We start from the raw sequence: 25,879 nt of genomic DNA on the forward strand, positions 1-25,879 counted from the left end.
CGCCTAGTCCTCCGGTGTTTCCATTGTAATTCGCCCGATTGTGCCCGCGCGAAGCTCGCGCAAAATGAGCATCGAAGCCTTCTCCAAATTAACGGAACCGCCGCTTTGAATACAGCCCCTGCGCCGTCCGATCTGTTCCATAATCTGAACGATTTGATCGGCCTCCAGCTCACCCTCCGGCAGCTCCTTCAGGTCATAGCGCGCGGCAAGAAATGCAGGATAGCGGGCAATCAAGTGCTTCATCGCAAAAAAAGCAACATCCTCTGTATATAACAGGTCGTCCTTAATCGCTCCCGTTGCAGCCAGACGGTATCCGACATTCTGGTCCTCAAACTTCGGCCACAAAATGCCCGGTGTATCCAGCAGCTCCAGCTCGCTGCCCATCTTAATCCACTGCTGTCCCTTCGTAACCCCCGGCTTATCCCCGGTAGCCGCGATATTGCGTCCGGCCAGTCGGTTAATGAGGGTCGATTTGCCGACATTCGGAATCCCGACGATTAAGGTGCGAATGGCCCTCGGGTTGACCCCTTTGGCAATTAGCTTCTCTCGTTTCTCCGCCAGCATCTGCTTGAGCCGTACAGGAATCTCTTTGACCCGTGTTCCCGTCGCCGCGTCAATAGGCAAGGCCTGCAGCTCTTGACGGGCAAAATAATCGACCCATTCCTGCGTTACAGCCCCGTCAGCAAGGTCCGTCTTATTGAGGAGCACCAGCCGCGGCTTACTCTTCACAATCTCATCAATCATCGGATTGCGGCTGGACAGCGGGATGCGAGCATCCAGCAGTTCAATGACGACATCAATCAGCTTAAGCTTAGCTTCAATCTCACGGCGGGCCCGGGTCATATGTCCAGGAAACCATTGAATGGTCAAGACGTTTCCCCCTTCCCAGCTCTATACTTTTTATCTTGGTGTCCTCTTCGGAGGATATGCCTTGCAGCACAAGTGCCCTGCTTCAAGCTAAACCACCGCAGCATCAAGCAACTCCGATTAGGCTATGTATCAGTGTATCCATTTCATGTGTCCAAGCGGCCAAAAAACGACCTCCGCCCGGCCTACAATTTTGTCATAAGGCACAAAGCCGACATCGGTAGAGCGGCTATCCGAGCTGTGGGAGCGGTTATCCCCCATGACGAACAACTGCCCTTCGGGCACCTTCTTCTCGGCAAAGTTGGTGTTATTGTAAGGACGGCCTTCCTTATTGGAGGATTCAACCGCGCTCTGGATATATTCCTCCGGAAGCAGCTCGCCATTCACATAAACCTTATCGCCGTCCACCTTGACCGTGTCTCCAGGCAATCCAATCACCCGTTTAATGTAATCCTTTTGGGAAGGAGCCAGAAACACAATGACCTCGCCCCGCTTCGGATCGCGAAGATTATACAAAAGCTTATTGACAACAAGCCGTTCGCCCGTCTCAAAATTGGGAGCCATCGAAATCCCTTCTACGATAAACGGGGCAAACAGAAACTGCCGGATAATGAGCACGAGCACTAATGCGATAAGAAGTGCCTTAATCCATTCCCAGGTTTCATTTTTGACCGATTTTGCTTTTGTCACTTGATTGTCTTGTACTGTCTCGCTCATGGCTCACACCTCATCTCACATGAGAAACGGTCTTAAGAAAAACGAAAGGGGACTTGCCAAAGCCAAGCCCCCACGTTTCATTAACGAATTTCTTGAATTCTTGCAGCTTTACCACGCAGACCACGCAGGTAGTAAAGTTTCGCACGGCGAACGCGACCACGGCGGGCCACTTCGATTTTATCCAGTCTCGGCGAGTGCAGCGGGAAAGTTCTTTCCACACCAACACCGTAGGAGATTTTGCGGACGGTAAACGATTCGCTGATGCCACCGCCACGGCGCTTAATTACAACGCCTTCGAAAATCTGAACCCGTTCACGAGAGCCCTCGATAACTTTTACGTGCACTTTCAAAGTATCTCCCGGACGAAAGCTGGGGATATCCTTGCGCAGCTGTTCCTGCGTCACTTCACGGACTAATTGATTCATTGCAGACTCCCTCCTTCCACCATAGGCGTTCATGCCGTTCATACAAATGCAATTTCCATCTGTACTCAATACGTGCAGCGGACCACCCGAATTAAAAAACCACAACAGAATTAATAGTATCATATCCAAGCTAGAAAGACAATAGCGGAGATAGCTTTTTCCAAATAAACAACCCCGGCATCGACGCTTCCGCCTGTTCCATACGTCTCCTGCAGCACGCCGGACAGCAAATGACGCCAACAGCCCAAAGGGCCGCGCCTCTCGCTTCCCCGGCAGTTAAGGGAGCAGGCCCCGCTCAAACTCATCCAGCCAGACACGGTCCTGCTTGGAAAGCTCCGTTCCGGCAAGCAGGTCCGGCCTGCGCCGCCATGTACGGTATAAGGCTTGTTTTCGGCGCCAAGCCGTCACATTGGCATGATGGCCCGACAATAGAACCTCCGGCACTTCCCAATTCCGGAAGGATGCCGGACGCGTATAGTGCGGATACTCCAGCAGCCCGGTGCTAAACGAGTCCGTTACTGCTGACTGCTCATTGCCAAGCACACCCGGCAGCAGCCTTGCAACGCTGTCAATCACGACCATTGCCGGCAGCTCGCCGCCGGTCAGAACATAATCACCAATAGAGATTTCATCAGTGACCAGGTGCTCGCGGATACGCTCATCATAGCCCTCATAATGGCCGCAGATGAATATCAAGTGCTGCTCCTCCGCCAGCTCCTCCGCCAGCTGCTGGTTGAAGGAGCGGCCCTGCGGGCACATCAGTATGACCCTTGGACGCGGTGCTCCGGGCGCCGTATCGGCCTGCCCTTCTCCTGCCTCCGGCAGCCCCTGATTCGCCTGCGCCTCCGCCAGCACATGTTCTACCGCCTTGAACACCGGCTCGGCCTTGAGGACCATGCCTCCGCCTCCGCCGTACGGATAATCATCTACAGTATTGTGCTTGTTACCTGCGAATTCCCGGAAATTGACCGTTTGCAGCGAAATGATCCCTTTGTCCGCCGCCTTGCCTAAAATGCTGGAGGTAAACACTCCATGGAACATTTCCGGAAACAATGTCAACACGTCGACTCTCATCATTCCAGCAAACCTTCCATTAACCGGACGGTTACCCGTTTCGCGGCAATATCTACAGCCAAAACGACCTCGTCAATGTAAGGCAGCAGCAAATCCTTGCCCTTAGGGCGCTTGACTACCCAGACATCGTTGGCCCCCGGTGATAAAATTTCCTTAATTTCGCCGAGCTCCTCGCCTTCCTCCGTCACAACCGCGCAGCCGATCATATCGCTGTAGTAAAATTCATCCTCTTCCAGCTCGGCGCGGTGCTCCTCGCTCACTTTTAACAGCCAGCCCTTATATGGAAGCACATCATTAATATTGTTATAGCCTTGAAATTTAATAATGTACACATTTTTTTGCGGCCGAGCCGACTCCACGATAACAGCCTGCTCCTGCTGCGGGCCTTCACCGAACAGCGCAAGCCGACTGCCCTTGGCAAAGCGCTCCTCCGGAAAATGCGTCTGTGAAACAACCTTGACCTCACCGCGAATACCATGCGTGTTGACCACTTGCCCGACGGTAAACCATTTTTGCGTCATATGTTCCTCCAAACCGAATTTTTGGGCCAAAATACAAAGGGCTAGGATCTCTCCTAACCCGGGTGTTACGATACGATCTCCACGGAGATGCGCTTATTCTGTTTGACAGCGGCAGACGCCACTACAGTACGGAGCGCCTTGGCGATGCGCCCCTGCTTGCCGATGATTTTGCCCACGTCGGATGAATGAACCGAAAGCTCATACACCGTTTCATGCTCCTTCTCAACAGCCCGCACGGACACACTCTCCGGGACGTCCACGAGCGCTTTGGCAATGACGGTAATCAGGTCTTCCATAAGTGCCTCCTAGCCGTGCAGATTACTTCTGCAGCTTGGACTCATGAAACTTCTTCAGAACGCCAGCTTTGCTAAGCAGATTGCGAACAGTATCGGATGCTTGCGCACCATTGTTCAACCATTTGAGGGCTTTCTCCTCATCGATTTGAACAGCGGCTGGTTGAGCAACCGGATTGTAAGTACCGATCTCCTCGATAAAACGGCCATCACGAGGGGAACGGGAATCGGAAACAACGACGCGGTAAAATGGAGCCTTGTGGGCGCCCATCCGCTTCAGACGAATACGAACTGCCATGGTAACTTTCACCTCCTTCGAAAAATAAAGCCTGCTTATCACACCGGGACAACCCCGGAATACAGCTTGTGGTTCATCGTGTTAGAACGGAAACTTGAAGCCTTTGCCCAGCTTGCCCTTCAGGCCTTTCATGCCCTTCATTCCGCCCGGCCCCATCATCGATGAGAACTGCTTCATCATCTTCCGCATATCATCGAACTGCTTGATGAGCCGGTTGACGTCCTGCAGCGAATTCCCGCTGCCTTCAGCTATACGCTTGCGGCGGCTGGCATTCAGCATTTCCGGACGCTGCTTTTCTTCCTTCGTCATCGAACGCACAATCGCTTCAATGCGGGAAATTTGCTTCTCGTCAATCTTCATGTCCTTCATGCCTTTGAGCTTGCCGGCTCCGGGCAGCATGTCCAAAATCTGGTCAAGCGGCCCCAGGTTCCGCACCTGCGACATCTGCTCCAGAAAATCATCGAAGGTAAACTCGGCGTTGCGCATCTTGCGTTCCATCTCGGCCGCCTTGTCGGCGTCGATGCCAGCCTGCGCTTTCTCGATAAGCGAGAGCATGTCGCCCATGCCGAGAATACGAGAGGCCATCCGTTCCGGGTAAAACGGCTCCAGCGCGTCCATTTTCTCGCCCATTGCGGCGAATTTAATCGGACAGCCGGTAACAGCTTTAACCGATAAGGCGGCGCCGCCCCGGGTATCACTGTCCAGCTTGGTCAGCACCACGCCGGTCAGCTCAAGCTGCTTATGGAAGCTCTCCGCCACATTGACCGCTTCCTGTCCGGTCATCGCATCGACAACAAGCAGGATTTCATCCGGTTTAATGACATCGCGGACGCCCTGCAGCTCCTGCATGAGCGCTTCATCAATATGCAGCCGGCCCGCGGTATCGACGATAACGTAATCGTTGCCGTTCTCCTTCGCCTGCGCAAGTCCGGCCTTGGCGATTTCGATCGGATTGACCTGATCGCCCATTGAGAACACCGGCGCTTTCACCTGTTCCCCGACCACCTGCAGCTGCTTAATCGCAGCCGGTCTGTAAATATCACACGCCACCAGCAGCGGCTTATGATTTTGTTTAATGAGCAGCTTGGCAAGCTTCCCGGTTGTCGTTGTTTTACCGGCACCCTGCAAACCGGCCATCATAATCACAGTCGGCGGCTTGTTCGCTTTCGCCAGCTTGCTTTGCGTGCCGCCCATCAATTCGGTCAGCTCTTTGTTGACGATATCGATGACCACCATGCCAGGCGTAAAGCTCTTGAGCACTTCCTGCCCGACAGCGCGCTCTTTAACCTTGGCGATAAAGTCCTTGACGACTTTAAAGTTGACATCCGCCTCAAGCAGCGCCAGTCGAACCTCGCGCATCGCTTCGTTGACATCATCCTCAGTCAGCTTGCCCTTGCCGCGCAGCTTGTTGAACACGTTCTGCAGCCTTCCCGTTAATCCGTCAAAAGCCATGGTGTCACCTCCCTGAATATATGTATAAGGTACCGCTTTATCCGTTTGAATTCAAGTAAGGCCAAAGCTATGCCATTCTATATTTCAACGATGCGTTTCATGCATTCGCTCATTTGCAGCTTCGTTTGCTCTGGCACGCCATCCAGCAAAGCCTCCAGCTGCTTCATGCAGGCAGCTCGCTCCTCATGCTTGGCCAGCAGCTGCAGCTTCGCTTCGTAATCCTCCAGCGTCTGCTGAGCCCGCTTAATATGCTCGTTGACAGCCTGGCGGCTAATCTGAAACATTTCGGACAGCTCGCCGAGCGAGAAATCCTCGTGAAAATAATGCCGTACGAACGTACGCTGCTTCTCGGTCAGCAGCTGGTCATAGAAATCAATCAGCATGCTGATACGGTACGTCTTGGATAATTCGTCCATGTACGTCCACCCTTTCCGAAGCAACCGCCCCTGCTGTCAAGGTCAAACACCTTACACCTGATTCGCTTTATTATCATAGCCTGAATAAAAAGAGATGTCAAGCATAATTACTTGACATCTCTCAACCCCCGAGCATGTCCCGGGAAAGCTCGCCGTTCTGCGATGATGACCGCTATAAACAAGAACGGCGGCGAGCACAGCCCGCCCCGCAAGCCCTTGACCAACGTGAGGACTTGCCGGGAAGCCGTGGTATATTGTGCTGTAATTAACGAAACTACGTTTCGACGCCACTTGCAGCTTACTTGCTGTTCTACTCGCGCTCCGGAAATGGACGTTACTTCAGGTTCGATCTACGACCGAATGGCTTCCGCGATTGACTCCCATGCCAAGACCTGCATCTCCGGTTCGCTGGCGCGCTTCACCGGCGCGCTTCAATAGAACAGCAGCGGCTTGAAGCATGCCGTCAGCCTGAGCCGATTACTTTTCCTCTTCGCCGTCCTGGACATCCTTGACCCAGCCGGAAAACATGCCGTGCACGAACTGCGCCGAATCAAACGGCTGCAGATCGTCCATTTTCTCTCCGAGGCCGACCAGCTTGACCGGGATATTCATTTCCTGGCGGATGGCGATGACAATGCCGCCTTTGGCCGTGCTGTCCAGCTTCGTCAGCACAAGACCCGTTACGCCCGCCTTTTCCCCGAACAATTGGGCCTGATTGAGCGCATTTTGGCCGGTCGTCGCATCCAGCACCAGCAGCACCTCATGCGGAGCTTCGGGAACCTCACGCTGAATGACCCGGAATATTTTGTTCAGCTCCTCCATCAGGTTAACCTTGTTCTGGAGACGGCCGGCCGTGTCGCACAGCAGCACGTCCACGCCGCGGGTTTTAGCCGCTTGAACCGCATCGAACATGACAGCCGCCGGATCGGAGCCTGCCGATTGCTTGATAACGTCAACGCCCACGCGCTGCCCCCATACCTCAAGCTGCTCGATTGCTCCTGCGCGGAACGTATCTCCCGCCGCCATGAGCACCTTTTTCCCCTGCTGCTTGAAGTGATGCGCCAGCTTCCCGATCGTTGTCGTTTTCCCCACGCCGTTGACGCCGACGAACAAGATGACAGTCATGCCGTTCTTAGCCATTTGAAGGCCCTGGTCTTCCTCCGGTTTAAGCAAAGCGACCAGCTTCTCCATCAGCAGCGGCTGCAAATCGGCGGCATCTTCGATCTTGCGCTTGCGAACCTCGGTGCGCAGCTCGTCAATAAGCTCCATGACCGTATGCACCCCGACATCGGAGCCGATCAAAATTTCCTCAAGCTCCTCATAGAACTCCTCGTCAATTTTCTTGCGACGGAAAATCAGCTCTTCCACCCGCTGGGTAAACGATTCTCTCGTTTTAGCCAGCCCTTCCTTAAACTTGCTTGTGACGTTTTCCGCTGTCGCGGAAATGGTTTCCTTCAGCCTTTTGAAAAAATTCATCGTTACGTATTCCCTCCACTATATAAAATCCGCCATCTATTCTGAAATGACTGTATTTCTCTTCTCATCCCGCCGCATCTGCGGCATGGTCGTCTAAGCGGAAATGACGGCTTCATCATCGAGCCGCACCGAGACCAGCTTCGAGACGCCGCCCTCCTCCATCGTCACGCCGTAGAGCACGTCCGCCTCCTCCATCGTCCCTTTGCGGTGGGTCACAACAATAAACTGCGTCTGCTCCGAGAACTCGCGCAAATATGTAGCGAAGCGCGATACGTTAGCCTCGTCCAATGCCGCTTCGACCTCATCCAGCACGCAAAACGGAACCGGCTTGACATGCAGAATTGAGAAAAGCAGGGCCATAGCTGTCAGCGCCCGCTCACCGCCGGACAGCAGCTGCAGGTTTTGCAGCTTCTTGCCTGGCGGCTGGGCTACAATTTCAATCCCCGTATCCAGCAGGCGATCCGGCTCGGACAAGATGAGATCGGCCCGCCCGCCGCCGAACAGCTTCGCAAATACGACCACAAAATGAGAGCGGATAGCATCAAACGTCGTTTTAAACCGCTTGGACATCTCTTCATTCATCTCGCGAATAACCTGATACAGAGAAGTTTTCGCTTCGATCAGGTCGTTTTTCTGCGTGTTCAAAAACTCATAGCGCTCGCCGACCCGCTGGTATTCCTCAATCGCGCCAAGGTTTACTTCGCCAAGCGCCGAGATTTGACGCTTCAAATCCTTGACTTTGGCCTGTGTGCCCTCAATATCGTCGGGAACCGGATAGCGCGTTTTGGCCAGCTCGTAGCTAAGCTCGTAATCCTCGGACAGCTTCTTGAGCAGGTTGTCCAGCTCCACATCGAGCCGGTTTAACCGCACCTCCGTTTGGTGCAGCTGCTGCTCCACCTCTTTGAGCTCGTTTCGCTGGTCCTTGGTTTTGTTTTCTTCCTGCTCCAGCCGTGCCAGCCATTCCGCTCGTTCCGCTCGTTTCCGTTCCGTCGATTCCACGCACCTTGTTTTCTCGATGCGGAGCTTGTTCAGCTGCTCAATTTGGCCGATCTGCTGCGCCTCGGTTGCTTCAAGCTCGCGGTCCGCGGCAACCAGCTGCTCCTGCAGACCAGCCAGCTCACCCCGAAGCTGCGCCGCGTCGGCATCCATACGCCGCAGCTGCTCCTGCGACGACTGCTTCTCCTGCTGGAGAGCCGCTACCTTGACCTTCAGCTCAGTCAGCTCGCCCAGCAGCTCCTCCTTGGCGGATTCACTCGCCTTGCGGGCCAGCTCCGCCGAACGGAGCGCCTCCTGCAGCTGCTGCTCCTCCCGCTCCAGGTCAAGCAGCACCGCAGCGCTCTGTTCCTTCTGCGACACGGCCGCCGAAGCCTCCTGTTGAAGGGACTGGATTTCCTGCTCAGTAATGGCAAGCTGGTCCGCAAGCATCCGGGCTTCCTTGCTCAGCTGATCTCGAAGCGCAATCATCTGCTGCTCTTCAAGCCGTCGCGCTTCGCCGTCGGCCCGAAGCTGCTCCAGCTTTTTGCCGTGCTCCAAATGCTCGGTTTGCATATCGGCCGCCTTGCGGCGAAGCTGCTCGAGCTGACCGGTTGCCGTTTGAATTTCTTTGGCCAATTCATCAATTTGGCGCTGGCGGCCGAGCAAGCTGCTGTTTTTCCGATGCTGGCTGCCCCCTGTCATCGATCCGCCCGGATTAACGAGGTCGCCTTCCAGCGTCACAACGCGATACCTGTACTGGCAGCGCGCCGCAATGCGGTTCGCCTCCTCCAGGGTCTCGGCAATGACTACATGGCCAAGCAGGCTGGAGAAAATGTTCTCGTACGCCGCATCAAACTTGACCAATTCCGCGGCAACTCCAACAAAGCCTGGAGCCGTCGCGATGCTGCCCCGTTCGCTTGCCCCAATATGCCGCCCTTTAATCACATCCAGCGGCAAGAAGGTTGCCCGGCCAAGCTGCCGCTGCTTCAGAAACGAAATAGCTTCCCGGCCGGCGCTTTCGTTTTCCACGACAATGTTCTGCAGGGCTGCGCCGAGGGCGGTTTCAATCGCCAGCTCCACTTCGGCGGGAACCTTGACCAGCTCTGCTACCGCGCCGTGAATGCCCTTCAAGGCGCGCCCTTTGGCTTTAAGCACTTCCTTTACGCCCTGAGCGAAGCCGTCATAATCGTTCGCCATTTCCTGCATGGTCGATCTGCGGGAGATTAAAGCCTCCACGCGCTGCTCCCACTTGCGAACCGTTGCCTGTGCTTCCTCGCGCAGGGACTGGCTTGACGAGATTTGCCCGCTAATGTCCACATACTCCTGCTTCATCGCCGTGAGCTGGCCTGCTATTTTCTCCAGCCTCAGCTCTTGATCCACACGGCGTTCCGCCAGCGTTTTTTGTTCGCCTGTAAGCCGGGAACGCTCCTCCAGCAGCCGCTCTGTCCGCCGGAGCAGGGACTCCGCTTGCTGTTCGGCGTAACGCACATCATTGCGAACCTGGGCCATCCGGTTCAGCTTGTCGAGCAGATCGCTCTTAATCCGCTCTTCCGTCTCGCTGCTGGTGCCCCCGGCAATCCCAAGCAGCTTGGCCTCCTCAGCCTGCAGCTCTCCCTGCAGCTTGGCAAGCTGTGCGGCGAGCGCTTCCGTCTTGCTTCTAAGCTCAGCGGCCTCTTCATCTCGCTGGCTGCCCCTGCTTTGCTGCTGACCGACGGCTTGCTCCAGCTGGGCTTTAAGCGACAGCACGTTTTTGTGCCGTTCCTTCAGCACTTCGCCCTGTCCTTCCACCTTCTCGACTTCCTCGCTAAGCCTCAGCAGATCGACCTGCAGCTTCTCCAGGTCCGACTCCAGCTGACGGGTCTGCCAGCGGTGCGTCTCCAGCTGCGCATCGTGCTTGCCTACCACCGCAGCCAGCTCCAGCTGCTGCTTCTGCATCCCGGCCAGCCTGCCGCTGGCCTCCGTCCATGCCCCGTGAAGCTGTTCAATCTGGTATACGTACATGGAGATTTCGCTGTTTTTAAGCTCGCCCTTAAGCTCGCGAAACCGCAGCGCCTTCTCGGATTGCTCCTTCAAGGGCCCGATTTGGTCTTCCAGCTCGGTCACCAGGTCGTGGATGCGAAGCAGATTTTGCTCCGTATCATCCAGCTTGCGCTCCGCTTCCTTTTTTCTGGACTTGTATTTGACAATCCCGGATGCTTCTTCGAAAATCCCCCTCCGGTCCTCGGACCGCGTGCTGAGAATCTCTTCAATCCGTCCTTGTCCAATGATGGAATACGCTTCTTTCCCGATGCCTGTATCCATAAACAGCTCTGTAATGTCCTTTAAGCGACAAGGCTGCTTGTTGATTAAATATTCACTTTCTCCGCTGCGGTGCACCCGCCGCGTGACCGTGACCTCCGTAAAATCCATTGGCAATGCCTGATCCGTATTATCAAGCGTCAAGGAGACTTCCCCGAAGTTGACCGCTTTGCGGGCATCACTTCCCGCGAAAATAATGTCTTCCATTTTCCCGCCGCGCAAAGAACGGGCACTTTGCTCACCCAGCACCCAACGGATTGAATCGGAGATGTTGCTTTTGCCGCTCCCGTTCGGACCGACAACTGCGGTAATGCCCGGCACAAACTCAAGCTCCGTCCGATCGGCGAACGACTTGAAGCCGGCCAATTCCAACCGTTTCAAAAACATGCTCTCACCCCATCCGCTATTGTACCACACCGCCAGCCCGGCATGTAGGCCATTTCCCGCGATATGCGGCAAAACCATCACAACTCCCGTAAAATACAACAAACGCCGCCATCAAGAGATGGTGACGTTTAGTTTATGCAGCCCCGCGGCTGCCGCCTGCTGTTCGGATTCTTTTTTGGATTTGCCCACGCCTCTGCCAATCATCTGCTGGTCCATGCACACCTCGGAAACAAACTCCCGGTCGTGCGCTGGCCCCCGTTCATCGACAATGCGGTATTCCAATTGACCCAAATTATGCTGCTGCACATACTCCTGTAAAAATGTTTTGAAATCGCTCACCTGGGAACGCCCCTGATCCGGCAAGTAAGGGAATACATGCTCCCGCAAGAAGGCTTGTACCGCTTCCAGACCTTGGTCCAGATACAGTGCTCCGATAAACGATTCGAACACGTCAGCCAGCAGTGCCGGACGGGTACGGCCACCGGTCATTTCCTCCCCTTTGCCGAGGAAAACATATAACCCGATGTCAAGTCGGTTAGCAAATCCGACAAGAGAGGGCTCGCACACAATCGAGGCCCGAAGCTTTGTCAGTTCCCCTTCGCTGTACGCCGGGTAACGGTGATACAAATATTCGGAAATGGTCAGCTCCAGCACTGCATCGCCCAGAAACTCCAGCCGTTCATTGTCCTTGTGCGTACCCGACTTTTGTTCATTGACATAGGAAGAATGAGTAAACGCCTGACGCAGCAGCGCCTGATTCCGAAACTGAATACCGAGCCGTTCCTGGAGCCGGGTGATGTCCTGCTTCAATCCGAACCACCTCCTGTCCTAGCCCCTTATGTTACGCTTCGAAGCGCTTTAAAATAATGGTTGCGTTGTGTCCGCCAAAGCCGAACGAGTTGGACAACGCCGTGCGTACATCCGCTTTCCTCGCCACATTCGGCACCACATCCAAATCACATTCCGGATCCTGTTCAACCACATTAATCGTCGGCGCAATTACACCGCGATTAATGGTCAAGACAGAAATAATCGCTTCTACCCCGCCTGCTGCGCCAAGCAAGTGTCCGGTCATCGATTTCGTCGAGCTGACAGCAAGCTTGTAGGCATGGTCGCCGAACGCTTTTTTAATGGCCGTCGTTTCGGACTTGTCTCCCGCCGGGGTCGACGTGCCATGAGCGTTGATGTAGTCGATTTCCGTCGGCTCAATTCCCGCATCCTTAAGCGCGCGAACCATACAACGTGCTGCGCCGTCCGGATCCGGATCGGTCATATGGAATGCGTCGCCGCTCATGCCGTAGCCAATCACTTCGGCATAAATTTTGGCTCCGCGCTGCTGCGCATGCTCCAAGGACTCCAGAATAAGCACCCCCGCACCCTCGCCCATAACAAACCCGTCACGGCCGATGTCGAACGGGCGGCTAGCGAGCTCAGGCTCTTCATTACGGGTAGACATGGCGCGAAGCGCACAGAAGCCGGCCATCCCTGTCGGACGAATCGTAGCTTCGGCGCCGCCGCAAATCATCACTTCGGCATCGCCCCGCTGAATAAGCTTAAACGCATCCCCGATGGCATTGGAGCCTGTCGCGCAGGCCGTCACCACGTTGCTGTTCGGACCCTTGGCGCCGGTAATAATCGAGATTTGACCCGTTGCCATATTGGCAATCATCATCGGAATAAAAAACGGGCTGACCCGCTTCGGACCCTTCTCCAGCAAAATCTTGTGCTGCTCTTCCCACGTGCCCAGTCCCCCGATGCCGGAGCCGACATATACGCCGACCCGCTCCGGATCTGCATTAACACCGATCTCCAATGCAGAATCCTGAATCGCAAGCCTCGCTGCCGCAACGCCTAGTTGCACGAAGCGGTCCATCTTGCGGGCATCCTTCTTGTCCATATATAATTCAGGGTCAAAATCTTTGATGGATGCAGCGATTCGAGTAGGATATTCGCTTACGTCGAAGGATTCCACTTCAGACACGCCGGATTTCCCTTCCAGCAGATTGCCCCAGAATGTATCCAAATCGTGACCGAGTGAGGTCATAACCCCCATACCCGTAATAACTACTCTTTGTTTCATAGTGATCCACCTCTATGTAAAATGCATGAATTTAGTTTAGGTAAGGCTTGGCCTGAAACAATCGGAAATGAGGAGAAAGTCCCGTTCTTCATAAAAACGGGACTTGTAGACTCTCTTAAGTATGAGATTCTATGTATTTCACAACTTCTCCCACTGATGTGATTTTTTCTGCATCTTCATCAGAGATTTCCATATCGAATTCATCTTCGAGTTCCATAACCAGTTCAACGACGTCGAGCGAATCAGCACCCAAATCATCCTTGAACGAAGCTTCGAGGGTGACTTCAGACTCTTCGACCCCAAGACGATCGATGACGATTTTCTTCACACGATCCAATACTTCGGACATCCGGTTCACCTCCTCCTTGGTATTATACGAGAATCTCATTCAAATTACCAGTGTTACCTCTCGCAGGCTCGCATAAACCTGATAAACCGCATGGCTGCAAGCTTTTCCGAAAATGAAATACGCTTTCATCCAAGCCGTTCCGCCTGAATACAGGCTGAATCAGGACCCCATATACATGCCGCCATCCACGTGTATGGTTTGGCCTGTCATGTAGGAAGCATCGTCGGACGCTAGGAAGCGGACCGCCTTGGCAATGTCCTCCGGATGCCCCAGGCGCGCAAGCGGGATTTGACCAAGCAGCTTCTCCTGGGTTTCCCCGGCAAGCTGTTCCGTCATATCCGTTGCGATAAAGCCTGGCGCGACACAGTTCACGGTAATTCCCCGCGAAGCCAGCTCCTTGGCCGACGCCTTGGTCAAACCGATTACGCCCGCCTTGGCGGAAACATAATTGGCTTGGCCGGGATTGCCTAAGGAGCCGACAACGGAGGAGATGTTAATAATCCGGCCGCTGCGCTGCTTCATCATCGGGCGGGTCACCGCTTTCAAGCAGTTGAACACGCCCTTCAGGTTCGTATTAATAACTTGATCAAACTCTTCTTCTTTCATGCGCATGATGAGGTTGTCACGGGTAATGCCTGCATTGTTGACCAAAATGTCAATCGAGCCAAGCTCGTCCAGCACCTGCTTGACCATGTCCTCCACTTCCGAGGAGCTGGCTACGTCCGCTTTGATAACGAGGGCCCGGCGGCCGAGGCTTCGGATCTGATCGGCAGCCTCTTGAGCCGCCTTTTCATTCCCGGCATAATTTATCGCCACATCCGCGCCGGCCTCTGCCAGCGTAATCGCTATGGCGCGGCCAATTCCGCGTGATGCGCCGGTAACAAGAGCAATTTTTCCTTGAAGCATGAAGCTATCCCCCCTTTATACGAAGCTTTCAATCGCTTCCATGCTGTTGATGGAGACGACTTTGGCGGATTTATCCACTTTTTTGACCAGTCCCGCCAGCACTGTGCCGGAACCGATCTCGACGAACGTGTCGACCCCTTGCTCCAGCAGCCATACCACAGTGTCTTCCCACAATACCGGAGAGTACACCTGACGGACCAGCAGTTCCCGGATCGATTGCGGATCTTGCTCAGGACGGGCGGTAACGTTCGCTACGACCGGAATAGAAGCCGCTTTCAGCTCAAGCCCGTCCAGCACCTTAGCAAGCTGATCGGCAGCCGGCTTCATCAAGGAAGAATGAAACGGCCCGCTCACTTCAAGCGGGATAACCCGCTTGGCGCCGGCTTCCTTGCCCCGCTCCGCTAATACGGCTACGCCGTCCTTGCTGCCTGAGACGACGATTTGCCCCGGGCAGTTCACATTGGCCATTTCTACGAGGCCGCTCTCGGCAGTCACCGCTTCGCACAGCTTCGCCAGCTGCTCGCGGTCCGCTCCGAGAACCGCCGCCATGGCCCCTTGGCCGCCAGGAACGGCTTGCTCCATAAACGTGCCCCGGGCATGTACAGTCCGTACCGCATCGGTAAAGGAAATGACGCCTGCAGCAACAAGCGCGCTGTATTCCCCGAGACTGTGACCGGCTACGAAGTCCGGCTGAACCCCTTTCGCGCGAAACGCCTCCAAATAGGCCATGCTTGTCGTCAGAAGCGCAGGCTGCGTATTGTAGGTGATTTTCAGACGATCGTCAGGCCCTTCAAAAATAAGGCTGCTCAGCTGAAAGCCAAGGGCCGCATCAGCCTGCTCAAACAAGCTGCGTGCCGCGGGATTCGCTTCATAAGCGTCACGGCCCATACCGACGCTCTGCGCGCCTTGGCCCGGAAAAATAAATGCATATGACATATAAGTCCACATTCCTTTCAATCGCGATGATCGGATTCAATCCCGATTCGGATTCGGCAGGCTACCAGACGAGCGCGCTCGCACCCCAGGTCAAACCGCCGCCAAAGCCGACGAGAATTAGCTTGTCGCCTTCCTTCAGCCGTCCTTCCTCCACCGCTTCCGCCAAAGCGAGAGGGATGGAAGCCGCAGACACATTCCCGTAACGGTCCAGGTTCACCATGCACTTCTCCGGAGGCAGCTCAAGCCGCTCCATGGCCGATTGGATAATCCGCTTGTTGGCCTGATGGGGAACCAGCAGGTCGATATCCGCTTTTTCCCACTTCGCTTTACGGAGAACCTCCTCAGCAGCAGCGCCCATAATCCGTACTGCAAATTTAAACACATCCGCACCGGCCATCTGTATAAAGTGCAGCTTGCTTTCAAGCGATGCCGCAGAGGAAGGATTGCGCGAACCGCCGCCGCATACCTTGAGCAGGTCCCCGCCGGATCCGTCCGCGCCAAGCTCGAACGATTTGAATCCGCGGCCTTCCGGCACCCGGCCGATGACTACCGCGCCTGCGCCGTCCCCGAATAACACGCATGTATTCCGGTCAGTGTAGTCCGTAATTTTGGACAAGCATTCCGCACCGACAACCAGCGCGTATTGATACATCCCTGTTGCAATAAAGTTCGAGGCGTTAGCCAGTCCGTAAATAAACCCGGAGCAGGCTGCCGACAAGTCAAACGCCGCCGCTTTCCTGGCTCCCAGCTTCTCCTGCAAAATGCAGGCCGTTGACGGAAAAGCCATATCCGGTGTAATTGTAGCCACTACAATCAAATCCAGCTGGTCCGCCGTAATGCCCGCACTGTCAAGCGCGCCCTTTGCGGCCTCCAGCGCCAAATCGGACGACGCCTGTTCGTCTGAACTAATCCGGCGCTCACGAATCCCGGTCCGGGTCACAATCCATTCATCGTTCGTATCGACCATTTTTTCCAAATCATGATTGCTTAAAATACGGTCTGGCACATATTTGCCTGTTCCCAAAATACCTACCGGATATAAGTCCATGTTGTCCAACTCACTTTTCACTAATTTCGCTTGCGATCGCTTCAACCAGCTTGTTTTGCACAGCGCTGCGCGCCTGTCGCACCGCATTTTTAATCGTTTCCGCCTTGGAGGAGCCGTGGCTTTTGAGAACGAGCCCGTTCACTCCAAGGAGCGGGGCTGCGCCGTGAGAGTTGTAATCCATCTTGCGGTTCAAGGCCTTCAGCCCGGACATGAGGGGCAGTACGCTTAATTTCGTCAGCCAGCTGCGTTTAAATTCACGCTTCAGCTCGCTGAAAATCACGCCTGCCGCCCCCTCCATCGCCTTCAGCATCACGTTGCCGGTAAAACCGTCGCATACCAGCACGTCGCAGTCTCGTGTAAGCACCCCGCGTGCCTCCACGCTGCCGACAAAATGAATAGGCGCCGATTCCAAAAGCGGATAAACGGCCTTCGTCAGCTCGTTGCCTTTTCCCGCTTCTGTCCCTACGTTCAGCAGGCCGATCCGCGGCTTCGCCATGCCGTCCACTTTACTCCGGTACAGGCTGCCCATAATGGCAAACTGCAGCAGATTTTGCGCACTAGCATCCGGGTTGGCACCCAAATCCAGCGCAAGCGTGCCTACTCCGTCCGCCGTCGGCATCATCGGCGCAAGCGCCGGGCGGTCAATGCCGCTAATCCGTCCGACCACCAGCAGCCCGGTAACGACGAGCGCGCCCGTATTGCCCGCGGAGATCATCGCATCCGCTTCCTTTTCGCGAACCAATTTGCCCGCCACGACCATGGATGAAGCCTTTTTGCGCCGCACAGCCTTGGCCGGCTCGTCCTCCGCCAAAATCTCGTCCTCCGCATGATGGATTCTGAGGTTCGGCAGCTGCTCCGTCAGCAGCGGCCTTAGTTTCGCTTCATGACCAACCAATATAATTTCCGTGTCCGGCCATTCCTTCGCTGCGAGAAGCGCGCCCTGGACATTGCTCTCCGGGGCGTTATCGCCTCCCATGGCGTCAATCACGATCCGCACGCGTGCTACCCCCTTCATTTCTTAGCTGCTTTAGCGTGCAGTAGATTAAAAAATGGCCTTCAAATACCATTTCATCCCCGACATAGGAGAATACATCCACCTTCGCCTTTTCACGCTTCCCGGAAATGGAACGCACATAAGCCTTCGCTATGCATTTCTCGTGCAGCTGCACCTGCCGGATAAACCGGATTTCCGCCGAAGCCGTCAGCGCCACTTCACTGTCGATTACAGCCACCGCCAAGGAATTGGCCTGCGAGAAAATATGATGTCCTCGTGCAATCCCCGTCCTGGAGAACACGTGTTCTTCCTTGATTTCAAATATAGATATACCGCTTTGATCCAATTGCAAATCGATCACGTCTCCGATGACCTCGTGGAGCTGCAGGGAACGCACCTTGTCGTACGTCCGCTCCGCCATCATCTTGATGCGCTCACGAAGCTCTGGAATGCCCAGTTCTAGTCTGTCCAAACGGATCGTTTGAATGCTGACTTTGAACTTGCGGGTCAACTCTTCGTCGGTGACAAACGGGTTTCGCTCAATTTCCTGGGCCAGCTGCTGGAGCCGTTCCCGTTTGGGCATTCGTTCGATGAAAAGCACCACCCTGTCGTCTGAAATCACGATTGTTACCAGGTATTAAGAGTAGTATATAAAATTATGTACGTGTTGTGAAGGGCAAACGGCTCCGCAGCCAAAAAAAAAAGCACTTCACCATAGATGAAGTACTGTGGCTGTGCTTTTTCTTCCCGGTCGATTATTGTTTAATAATCTCTCTGGATTTGTAGTGACCGCAAGTGCCGCAGACACGGTGCGACAATTTCGATTCACCACAATTTTCGCATTTAACCATGCCCGGAACAACAAGCTTGAAATGAGTGCGGCGCTTGTCGCGACGAGATTTCGATGTTTTTCGGAAAGGTACTGCCATCTTTCCCACCTCCTTAACGAAGTAATCCTGTTCTTACGTTTCGTTTTTGAACAAATCGGCCAGCTTGGCAAACCGGGGATCAAGACGTTCCACCGGCGGCTGGTCCGGATACAGGTTCAAGTTTTGTCCGGACTGGCTCAGACCTTTACAGGCTTCGTCGCAAAGCGGCACATACGGCATGCCGAGCGTTACGGCTTGTTCCAAATAAGGGCTGAGGTCCACTTTTTCTTCCGTCGTGAAAAGAATTTCATCCTCATCCTCAGAAGCCTTGTCCTGCTGCTGCGTAAATGCTTCCTCAAACTCAAAAGCAAGCTCCTGACAAAATGGACATAAGCAGCGCGAGCAAGCAAATTCGGCTTTCAGCCTGATTGTCCCCGTTACATACACCACGTCGGCGGCAGGCTTAGCCTCCAGCCGAGCATGCAGCGAGATTAACGTGGACAGGCTGGAAGAATCGGATACCAGCGTGGCCGTTTGAAACGGACCGTCCAGCTGAACCGCCGCCTTCTTGGCGACGATATCACGAAGGTGAAGCTGCATCATAATCACCCCAAACAAACAAAAATAATTATATCGATTGTGATCGTCTTTTGTCAACCACTTCCCTGCCATGATATGATGAATTTACATATTCCGAAAGGCAGGGAACCGAAACATTTTGAAAACCGTCGGCATTATTGTAGAGTACAATCCTCTTCATAACGGTCATGTGTATCATTTCCGTCAAAGCCGGATCGTATCAGGAGCGGATGCCGTTGTCGCCGTGATGAGCGGCTGCTTCCTGCAGCGGGGCGAGCCCGCACTGGCCGGCAAGTGGGCCCGGGCCGAAATGGCTCTGCGCATGGGGGCCGATCTTGTCATTGAGCTGCCCGCCGTTTTCGCATGCCAGCCGGCTGAGTGGTTTGCTTATGGCGCTGTGTCCGCGCTCGATGCATCAGGAGTTGTGGACAGCCTCTGCTTTGGAACCGAAAGCGGTGACATCCGCCGGCTGAAGCTGCTCGCGGAACTTGCAGGCCGTGAGCCTGAAGAACTGACCCGGCTGGTCAAAGCGCGTTTGAAGGAGGGCGCAAGCTATCCGCACGCTTATGCCGCAGCGCTTGCCCATTATGCAGAGTCAGCGCTGCCGGGCCTCACGGAGCCGGAGCAATTAAAAATGCAGCTCGCCCAGCCCAACAATACGCTTGGCCTGCATTATTTGATAGCGCTTCAGCGGCTTGGCAGCTCGATTGTCCCTTTCACCGTCGCCCGTCAAAAAGCAGGCTATTCCCAAGCCCACATCACGGACGATCACATTGCCAGCGCCACGGCCCTCCGGCGCATCCTGCTTGAAGAAGGCGGTAAGCTGGAAGCTATTCAGCAGTATGTCCCTCCTTCAACCTATCGAATCCTCCAGCGCGAGATCGCTGCCGGACAAGCGCCGATGCACTGGGAGCGTCTTGCCCCCCAGCTCATTGGCGCGCTGCTGAGCCGGACTCCGCAGCAATTGGCCGAGCTCTGCGAGGTAAACGAAGGCCTTGAGCATCGGCTGCAAAAGGCGATTTCACTCATCGGCCGAACAGGCCAAAACGATGCTGGCTCTAGTGAAGCAGGCTATGTCGAGCAGCTGCTTGCCGTCCTGAAGACCAAACGCTACACGCGAACGAAGCTGCAGCGGATGCTGCTTCATATTTTACTCGGGCACACGAAGGAACAAATCAACCGGACTACTCTGGAGCAGGGAGTACCTTATTTGCGCATACTCGGCTTCTCGGCCGCCGGACAGCAGCTCCTCAAGCGGATGCGCCGCACCGCCAAGGTGCCTGTTTTAAGCCGGGGGGCAGGATTTGATCATCCGGTGCTCCAATTGGACCTACGCGCAGCAGCCATGTATGAGCTTGGCTGCGGCCTGCCGCGGCCGCTGTACTCGGATTTGCAGCAGGCGCCGCTGCAAACAGAAAGGCTGCCGCCCCTGTAGCCTACGAGGCTTTGGGTGGCAGTGCATGCAAGTAATTCATCGCATCGTCAACGGTCGCCACAGGGATGATTTTCATTGTCGTCCCGAGGCCCTTGGCTTCAGCCGCCGCATCGGTTGCATTCGCCGTCGGCGCAATGGGACCGCACGCTGCGGGGGGCTGCGGCATATCCGCCGGCACAAAAAAGATGTCGGCTTTTTCCTTATGGGCCGCCACAATTTTATGCTGGACTCCGCCAATCGGACAAACAGCTCCCTCCGGCGTTATGGACCCGGTACCCGCGATGCGATAACCCTTGGCAATGTCGTCAGCCTCAAGCCGGTTAATAATCTCCAGCGTAAACATCAGCCCCGCGGAGGGTCCGCCGATTTCTCCCGCCTTGATAGTAACCTGCTTGCTCTCATCCTCCGCCTTCACCTTAAGCACATCCGCCGGCCGAACCCCGATGCCTGCGCGCGGCGCCGCATCCGTCCCCGAGCTGTCCGAGGCCAAAGTGCCGAGCGTCAGCTCCACTTTTCCTGCCACACCCTTGCGCTGGTAGCTCAGCTCTACCGTATCCCCGGCCTTCTTTGCACCCAGCACCTCATAGAGATCCTTGCTGGTATGAATGTCCTTGTCATCCACCTTAACGATATAGTCTCCGCCCTTCAATACGGCCTCTGACGGCATTCCCTTCACCGTTTCCAGCACCATCACGCCGTCCTGATCAATAACGAACGGTATACCGGCATAGGTGTAAGCCGCCTGCAAGGCGTTGCTTTGCGAGCCGAGCATGACGTATTCCTGCGTCTGGGAATATTCTTCCTCACTTTTGCCCCGCAGCACGTCCTGCTTCCGCCGGATCTCCGCATGAGGGTCCGCGAGTGCAATGATCATGCTGAGCAAATTGGACCGGGTCAGCATACTGACCGTCGTCAGCATGAATACGCCCTGATCTTCCGGCGTCTCCACAGGCAAGCTGATCATGGGACGGATGTTCTCCGCCGTTCCGGGCTTATAAATATAGAAGGGCAAATTGACAAACAGCAGCAAATACATGACTGCCAATGTGCCTGCAAACGAAGCAAAAAAACGCATCGCCGTGCGCTGAGGCCGCTTCGTAATGCTCATCCTTAACTTCTCCTTTCCTCCTTGCATTTGCGGTTTGATCCAGCTTGGTCTATTTGCGCCAGACTGCGCGTACACTTGTACCGGAGGTGAATGGAATGGACCGCGTTAGAAAAAAATCCTCCCTGTATACCGCGGCCGCCATGTGGCCGGCGTTTGCCGCTATCATCCTGGCCGTCTGTATCGTGCTGATGCCGGACCAGGCCTTTCAAGCCTCATTGGCCGGACTCACGATCTGGTGGCAGTTCGTCTTCCCCTCGCTGCTGCCGTTTTTTATGCTGTCCGAAATGCTGTATGCCTACGGAGTTGTACACGGCGCGGGCTCTTTGTTGGACCCGTTGATGCGAAGGGTGTTCCGCCTACCGGGCAGCGCGGGACTCGCGCTTTCCGCTTCCCTGGCCGGCGGCTTTCCGGCAGCGGCGGATTTGGCCGCCAAGCTGCACCGGGACGGAGCCATTGGAAGCAATGAAGCCGGGCGGATGGCTTCCCTTTTTCACCTGAGCAGCCCGCTGACCATTGTGATCGTGATCGGTGCCGGATTTTTCTCGCGTCCGGAAATCGGAGGGGCCCTTGCGATCGTCCATTATGCCTCCGGCTTGCTTGCCGCCCTGCTGCTTGCGCATATCCCATTTCGCACGCGTTCGGCCGGCCAGTCATCGAAAGATCAATCGCTCCAAGCACAAAGCGGAAGCCCCTCCACTTGGAGTAAAAGCGTATCCGCCTGCCGCAGCGCAGCACAAAAGGACGGGCGCAGCTTTGGCCGTTTGCTCGGAGATACGGTCACTGTATCCGTGCAGAAGCTGCTTGCTCTGGGAGCATGCATGATTATGTTCTCGGTCATTGCCCATGTATTCGGCAAGCTAGGCGGGACCGCGATCCTATATCCGCTCGGAAAAGTGATCGGCTGGCCCTCCGGCGCAGAATACGGCGGCATTTCCGGCTTGTTTGAAGCCCATCTGGGCGCTTTTTCCTTCAGCCGCTTGACCGTTCCGGATTCCTTCATTCTGCCTCTTGCCTCAGCCTGCCTGGCCTGGGGCGGCTTCTCCGGCCACCTGCAAGCGCTGGGCCTGCTGCACAGCGCCCGGATAAGCTATCTTTGCTTCGCCGGTGTACGTCTGCTTCATGCCGGTCTCGCTTATGCGCTGTATGCAGCATGGGGGCCCGGACTGCAACAATGGCTGAGTCAGCTTCAGCCCGTTTTTGTTCCGGCCGAAAGCGCAGCCGCTCAAGAACGAGCAGTATCCTGGCTCTCTTTATGGCCAAGCTGGCCTCTTGTCCCGCTGCTGTTCTGCTGCAGCATCTGTCTGCTGCTGAGCTTCAGCTTCATCGTGTTCCGCTACCTGCGGCCGCCGCATAAGCAATAGGCTGGTCGCGCCTTGCGCCGGCGAATTATTTTCGAATGGAATCGAATTTATGCCGCAGCGCCTTCTCCACCGCTTCCGGGACCAAATCCCCAACCGGTCCGTTGAACTGCGCAATTTGCTTCACAATGCTGGAGCTGAGATAAGAATAGGTCGTGCTCGACATCATGAAGAACGTTTCAATGTCACTGCTCAGCTTGCGGTTTAATGAAGCCATCTGCAGCTCATATTCGAAATCGGATACTGCCCGGAGCCCTTTAACAATGACATGCGCTTGTTTTTGCTTCATATAGTTGATCAGGAGATCGTCGAAGCTGTCTACCTCTACATTGGGATAGTCCCGCGTAACTTCTATTAGAAGCTCCTTGCGCTCCTCTATAGTGAACAGCGGGCTTTTGCTGGCATTGCGAAGCACCGCTACAATTACCTTATCGAATGTGGCGGCGGCTCGCTGAATAATATCCAAATGGCCGTAGGTCACCGGGTCGAAGCTCCCTGGACAGACGGCAACCATTTCCTGATGTGTCCGATGTATCACTCCTGATTCCCCCATTCATAAATCCAGATTGCAATTTCACCATACTCGGCCCGTTTGCGGCAAACCAGACCGCCGATTTGAGATTCCAGTTCCGTCTCCGCAGCTTGTTCGACAACGAGGACCGCCCGTTCCGATAAAAGCTGCTGCTCCTGCAGCGCGGTCAGAAGCTCTCCCACAATCGTCATCCGGTAAGGCGGATCGAGGAATACCAAATCAAACTGCGCGCCGCGCCGGGCTAAGATCTTCAGCGCCCGGCCCGCTTCGTTGCGGTACACCTCTGCACGGCTCTCCACACGGCTGGCTTTCAAGTTAGCGCGGATCACCTCCACGCTTTTGGCTTCGATATCAATAAACACCGCCTTATCGATGCCCCGGCTCAGTGCTTCAATCCCCAATCCCCCGGTGCCGGCAAACAAATCAAGCGCCTGTCCCCCGTCGAAGTACGGGCCAATCATACTAAAAACCGCTTCCTTCACCTTGTCGGTCGTCGGCCTTGTGGACATGCCCGGTACGGCCTTGAGCGGTGTTCCTTTTGCTGTGCCTGCAATTACTCGCAATGACGTTCTCCCTTTCTCCTCACCGCCGCATAAAGCGGCGTTAACTCGCGTTAATGGTACCACAATTGACGGGAAAAGCAAAAATATTTTACCGCTGATGTATATTTCTCCCGGCATTCGGCCATCATGGTATTATCGACATCAGTGATGTCGTAGACAACCGCGGAGAAGACTTACGTTTCCCCATAAGCTCTTCATCCGGTTTCTCCTCTCCCATGAAGGGGTCCCGAAAGGGGCCCCGATATTTTTGTGTAGAAAAATAAACTCCCCTTATTTCGGGTTTACCGATATCTTCCCCTTTCGGAGACAATCAAAGCTTGGCTGCGCCTATTAGCATGAAACCAGTGCAAACGTATAAAAATAAAAAAGCGCCATACCCGTTAAGGTACGGCGCGCTTCAACGTGAAGAGCGGCTATTCAAGAACTTCGATCGTGGCGCTTCCATTGCAAACGGAGAAGTACCCGTCGCAATACAGGTCGAGGTTGAAGCCGCCGGAGGTCGTCTCAAATTCAGCCTCATACTCGTCACTCCAATTCCATTGGGTGCCTTCCCATAATCTCTGGTTCGGGAAGAGCTGACCCTGCCTCAGCAAGTCACCGTTATAATTGTAAAGATAATAAGTAATGGAGTCCGGGTGCCCGAAAGGATACTCCCCTTCATTGACGACATGAAGTTTAATACGAGTAGCATCGATGTACGTGTTGTCGTAATAGTTGTACGAGTTCACCTGCAGCACTTCCGTTTGGGCAAAAGCCGGCGATACGACTGAGGTTAGCGATATCATGGTGGCCATTACAATGGTGGAAACTTTCTTTTTCATAAATAACATCCCTTTCTATGGTTGGATTGGCACTGCACACTAATTATATGAAATCCACAAATATCCATCATCGGACCAAAATACCATTCACTAAGAGTAATAGCACCTCTTATTCGACAAAATCATCTATTTTTTTGTTATTATTTAAGTTTTTTGTCTGATTGTTCCTTATTCATTAAGCTTGTACAATAAGCATTAACTATCAATCAGTCATTTGATTTGAGAGCGCTTACCAAAAAATGAAATGGGGGATGACTTCACAGACAATTGTGAAACAGATACCGGCGGCTTCCATCTCAGAATCGATTGCAGCCGGATGGCTTGCGACGGGAAAGCAACCAATGAAGTTACGGATTACTCCCGCTGGCTTTTCGTAACCACCACAAACCAGAGTCGGTCAAAGAAGTCTCTCCGGCTTTAAGCTCATACTTTACAAATGAAGGGATGAAACTGATGATGAAGAAAAAACGTTTGGTATCCTCCGTTCTGCTGGCCGCCTCGTTATTCGTAGCGGCTCTGCCTGTACAAGCAAGCTCATGGCAGGGCTTCGATTTGTATCCGACCATCACGGAAAAAGCCAGCCGCTGGCACGTCGGCCAACAGGTCCAAATTACGGTGCACCACAATCAGGGGAATTTGGGGGATACGTACTGGGAGCTCAGGGACGGGTACGGCACGCTGATTGACAGCGGGACCGTCTATTATCAAGGGGATGGCTTCAGCTCGGAGGTATACGATATTGAGCCGACCTTTAATCCAAACCATCAGCAAGCGCAGCTAACGCTGTATTGCCAATATTACGATTTGTGCAACACCTATGGCACCATCGAAACCTGGTAAACGGAAGCTTTTATAGAAAAAGCGCCTGTCTCTCACTGGAGAAGGTGCTTTTTTCATTTTACCATTCAGCTGACGCTATTTTTTCTTTTGCTGCATTTATTGTATCGCGCGCTCCTATAAAAATCCCCCTTGCCAACAGCGGCACTCGGAGACTTTTCCAATGCAGGGAAGTGGGGATGTTTCGACTAGTGCTTAAAATCTCAAATACCTCAACGTTAACAGGTTAATCTTACCAAGCGATGTGATACACTGAAAGCACGAA

The 25,879-nt window shown here is 54.5% G+C and carries 29 protein-coding genes; 3 read left to right on the forward strand and 26 right to left on the reverse strand.

The window, feature by feature from the left end; all coding sequences use genetic code 11:
* Positions 1–3: 3 nt before the first annotated feature.
* From ylqF to WBG83_RS16790, 22 genes are all read right to left on the reverse strand, one after another.
* Complete coding sequence (gene ylqF / locus WBG83_RS16685; protein WP_336746355.1) at positions 4–870, reverse strand: ribosome biogenesis GTPase YlqF; 867 nt, start codon at positions 868–870, stop codon at positions 4–6.
* A gap of 129 nt (positions 871–999) precedes the next feature.
* Positions 1,000–1,584, reverse strand: coding sequence for a signal peptidase I (lepB, locus tag WBG83_RS16690; RefSeq protein WP_336746356.1), 585 nt, complete (start codon positions 1,582–1,584; stop codon positions 1,000–1,002).
* An 80-nt stretch (positions 1,585–1,664) separates the two neighbouring features.
* Positions 1,665–2,009, reverse strand: coding sequence for a 50S ribosomal protein L19 (gene rplS / locus WBG83_RS16695; RefSeq protein WP_336746357.1), 345 nt, complete (start codon positions 2,007–2,009; stop codon positions 1,665–1,667).
* 119 nt (positions 2,010–2,128) lie between these two features.
* On the reverse strand, positions 2,129–2,257 hold the full coding sequence (locus WBG83_RS16700) for a hypothetical protein (RefSeq protein WP_336746358.1): 129 nt from the start codon (positions 2,255–2,257) through the stop codon (positions 2,129–2,131).
* Positions 2,258–2,285: 28 nt separating this feature from the next.
* The gene (trmD, locus tag WBG83_RS16705; protein WP_336746387.1) at positions 2,286–3,083 is read right to left on the reverse strand and encodes a tRNA (guanosine(37)-N1)-methyltransferase TrmD; all 798 of its coding nucleotides are present in this window, start codon (positions 3,081–3,083) and stop codon (positions 2,286–2,288) included.
* Positions 3,083–3,604, reverse strand: coding sequence for a ribosome maturation factor RimM (gene rimM / locus WBG83_RS16710; protein WP_336746360.1), 522 nt, complete (start codon positions 3,602–3,604; stop codon positions 3,083–3,085). The genes trmD and rimM overlap by 1 nt, the downstream gene beginning before the upstream one ends.
* Before the next feature lie 65 nt (positions 3,605–3,669).
* Positions 3,670–3,900 carry a KH domain-containing protein gene (locus WBG83_RS16715; protein ID WP_336746361.1) on the reverse strand — a complete coding sequence of 77 codons (231 nt, stop codon included), beginning with the start codon at positions 3,898–3,900 and terminating at the stop codon, positions 3,670–3,672.
* 22 nt (positions 3,901–3,922) lie between these two features.
* Entirely contained in the window at positions 3,923–4,195 is a 273-nt protein-coding gene (gene rpsP, locus WBG83_RS16720) for a 30S ribosomal protein S16 (RefSeq protein ID WP_336746363.1), read from the reverse strand.
* Positions 4,196–4,276: 81 nt separating this feature from the next.
* Positions 4,277–5,647: a signal recognition particle protein gene (gene ffh / locus WBG83_RS16725; RefSeq protein WP_336746365.1), complete on the reverse strand. Its 1,371-nt coding sequence runs from the start codon at positions 5,645–5,647 to the stop codon at positions 4,277–4,279.
* Between the two features lie 77 nt (positions 5,648–5,724).
* Positions 5,725–6,063 (reverse strand): YlxM family DNA-binding protein, encoded by a 339-nt coding sequence (gene ylxM, locus WBG83_RS16730; RefSeq protein WP_336746366.1) that lies wholly within the window; start codon positions 6,061–6,063, stop codon positions 5,725–5,727.
* Positions 6,064–6,540: 477 nt separating this feature from the next.
* A complete protein-coding gene (gene ftsY, locus WBG83_RS16735) occupies positions 6,541–7,539 on the reverse strand; it encodes a signal recognition particle-docking protein FtsY (RefSeq protein ID WP_336746367.1) in 999 nt (332 codons plus the stop codon).
* Positions 7,540–7,632: 93 nt separating this feature from the next.
* Complete coding sequence (gene smc / locus WBG83_RS16740; protein WP_336746368.1) at positions 7,633–11,199, reverse strand: chromosome segregation protein SMC; 3,567 nt, start codon at positions 11,197–11,199, stop codon at positions 7,633–7,635.
* Positions 11,200–11,310: 111 nt separating this feature from the next.
* Positions 11,311–12,009: a ribonuclease III gene (gene rnc, locus WBG83_RS16745; RefSeq protein ID WP_336746369.1), complete on the reverse strand. Its 699-nt coding sequence runs from the start codon at positions 12,007–12,009 to the stop codon at positions 11,311–11,313.
* Between the two features lie 31 nt (positions 12,010–12,040).
* Positions 12,041–13,279 carry a beta-ketoacyl-ACP synthase II gene (fabF, locus tag WBG83_RS16750; protein ID WP_336746370.1) on the reverse strand — a complete coding sequence of 413 codons (1,239 nt, stop codon included), beginning with the start codon at positions 13,277–13,279 and terminating at the stop codon, positions 12,041–12,043.
* A 115-nt stretch (positions 13,280–13,394) separates the two neighbouring features.
* Positions 13,395–13,628, reverse strand: a complete 234-nt coding sequence (locus WBG83_RS16755) for an acyl carrier protein (RefSeq protein ID WP_336746371.1) — start codon at positions 13,626–13,628, stop codon at positions 13,395–13,397.
* Between the two features lie 159 nt (positions 13,629–13,787).
* Positions 13,788–14,534 (reverse strand): 3-oxoacyl-[acyl-carrier-protein] reductase, encoded by a 747-nt coding sequence (gene fabG / locus WBG83_RS16760; protein WP_336746372.1) that lies wholly within the window; start codon positions 14,532–14,534, stop codon positions 13,788–13,790.
* 15 nt (positions 14,535–14,549) lie between these two features.
* Positions 14,550–15,470, reverse strand: coding sequence for an ACP S-malonyltransferase (gene fabD / locus WBG83_RS16765; protein ID WP_336746373.1), 921 nt, complete (start codon positions 15,468–15,470; stop codon positions 14,550–14,552).
* 61 nt (positions 15,471–15,531) lie between these two features.
* Positions 15,532–16,518 (reverse strand): beta-ketoacyl-ACP synthase III, encoded by a 987-nt coding sequence (locus WBG83_RS16770; protein ID WP_336746374.1) that lies wholly within the window; start codon positions 16,516–16,518, stop codon positions 15,532–15,534.
* Positions 16,519–16,528: 10 nt separating this feature from the next.
* Positions 16,529–17,515, reverse strand: coding sequence for a phosphate acyltransferase PlsX (gene plsX, locus WBG83_RS16775; RefSeq protein ID WP_336746375.1), 987 nt, complete (start codon positions 17,513–17,515; stop codon positions 16,529–16,531).
* The gene (gene fapR, locus WBG83_RS16780; RefSeq protein WP_336746388.1) at positions 17,499–18,095 is read right to left on the reverse strand and encodes a transcription factor FapR; all 597 of its coding nucleotides are present in this window, start codon (positions 18,093–18,095) and stop codon (positions 17,499–17,501) included. Before fapR ends, plsX begins: the two co-directional genes overlap by 17 nt.
* Before the next feature lie 172 nt (positions 18,096–18,267).
* Positions 18,268–18,441: a 50S ribosomal protein L32 gene (rpmF, locus tag WBG83_RS16785; RefSeq protein ID WP_336746376.1), complete on the reverse strand. Its 174-nt coding sequence runs from the start codon at positions 18,439–18,441 to the stop codon at positions 18,268–18,270.
* 33 nt (positions 18,442–18,474) lie between these two features.
* Entirely contained in the window at positions 18,475–19,038 is a 564-nt protein-coding gene (locus WBG83_RS16790; RefSeq protein ID WP_336746377.1) for a YceD family protein, read from the reverse strand.
* A gap of 61 nt (positions 19,039–19,099) precedes the next feature.
* Here WBG83_RS16790 and WBG83_RS16795 point away from each other — a divergent pair, with 61 nt between their 5' ends.
* Complete coding sequence (locus WBG83_RS16795; protein ID WP_336746378.1) at positions 19,100–20,395, forward strand: nucleotidyltransferase; 1,296 nt, start codon at positions 19,100–19,102, stop codon at positions 20,393–20,395.
* A 1-nt stretch (position 20,396) separates the two neighbouring features.
* Here WBG83_RS16795 and WBG83_RS16800 read toward each other — a convergent pair whose 3' ends face one another.
* Positions 20,397–21,503 carry a SepM family pheromone-processing serine protease gene (locus tag WBG83_RS16800; protein ID WP_336746379.1) on the reverse strand — a complete coding sequence of 369 codons (1,107 nt, stop codon included), beginning with the start codon at positions 21,501–21,503 and terminating at the stop codon, positions 20,397–20,399.
* A 95-nt stretch (positions 21,504–21,598) separates the two neighbouring features.
* Here WBG83_RS16800 and WBG83_RS16805 point away from each other — a divergent pair, with 95 nt between their 5' ends.
* Complete coding sequence (locus tag WBG83_RS16805; protein ID WP_336746380.1) at positions 21,599–22,864, forward strand: nucleoside recognition domain-containing protein; 1,266 nt, start codon at positions 21,599–21,601, stop codon at positions 22,862–22,864.
* A 25-nt stretch (positions 22,865–22,889) separates the two neighbouring features.
* Here the strand turns inward: WBG83_RS16805 and coaD are convergent, their stop codons facing one another.
* From coaD to WBG83_RS16820, 3 genes are all read right to left on the reverse strand, one after another.
* Complete coding sequence (gene coaD, locus WBG83_RS16810; protein ID WP_336746390.1) at positions 22,890–23,375, reverse strand: pantetheine-phosphate adenylyltransferase; 486 nt, start codon at positions 23,373–23,375, stop codon at positions 22,890–22,892.
* 20 nt (positions 23,376–23,395) lie between these two features.
* Positions 23,396–23,956, reverse strand: a complete 561-nt coding sequence (rsmD, locus tag WBG83_RS16815; protein WP_336746381.1) for a 16S rRNA (guanine(966)-N(2))-methyltransferase RsmD — start codon at positions 23,954–23,956, stop codon at positions 23,396–23,398.
* A 413-nt stretch (positions 23,957–24,369) separates the two neighbouring features.
* Positions 24,370–24,777: a hypothetical protein gene (locus WBG83_RS16820; RefSeq protein WP_336746383.1), complete on the reverse strand. Its 408-nt coding sequence runs from the start codon at positions 24,775–24,777 to the stop codon at positions 24,370–24,372.
* Positions 24,778–25,230: 453 nt separating this feature from the next.
* On the opposite strand from WBG83_RS16820, the gene WBG83_RS16825 reads away from it, so the two are divergent.
* Positions 25,231–25,617 (forward strand): hypothetical protein, encoded by a 387-nt coding sequence (locus WBG83_RS16825; RefSeq protein WP_336746384.1) that lies wholly within the window; start codon positions 25,231–25,233, stop codon positions 25,615–25,617.
* Positions 25,618–25,879 lie beyond the last annotated feature (262 nt).

The sequence above is a fragment of the Paenibacillus sp. y28 genome, assembly GCF_037137075.1.
In the GTDB taxonomy this organism is placed as follows: Bacteria; Bacillota; Bacilli; order Paenibacillales; family NBRC-103111; genus JBBBNV01.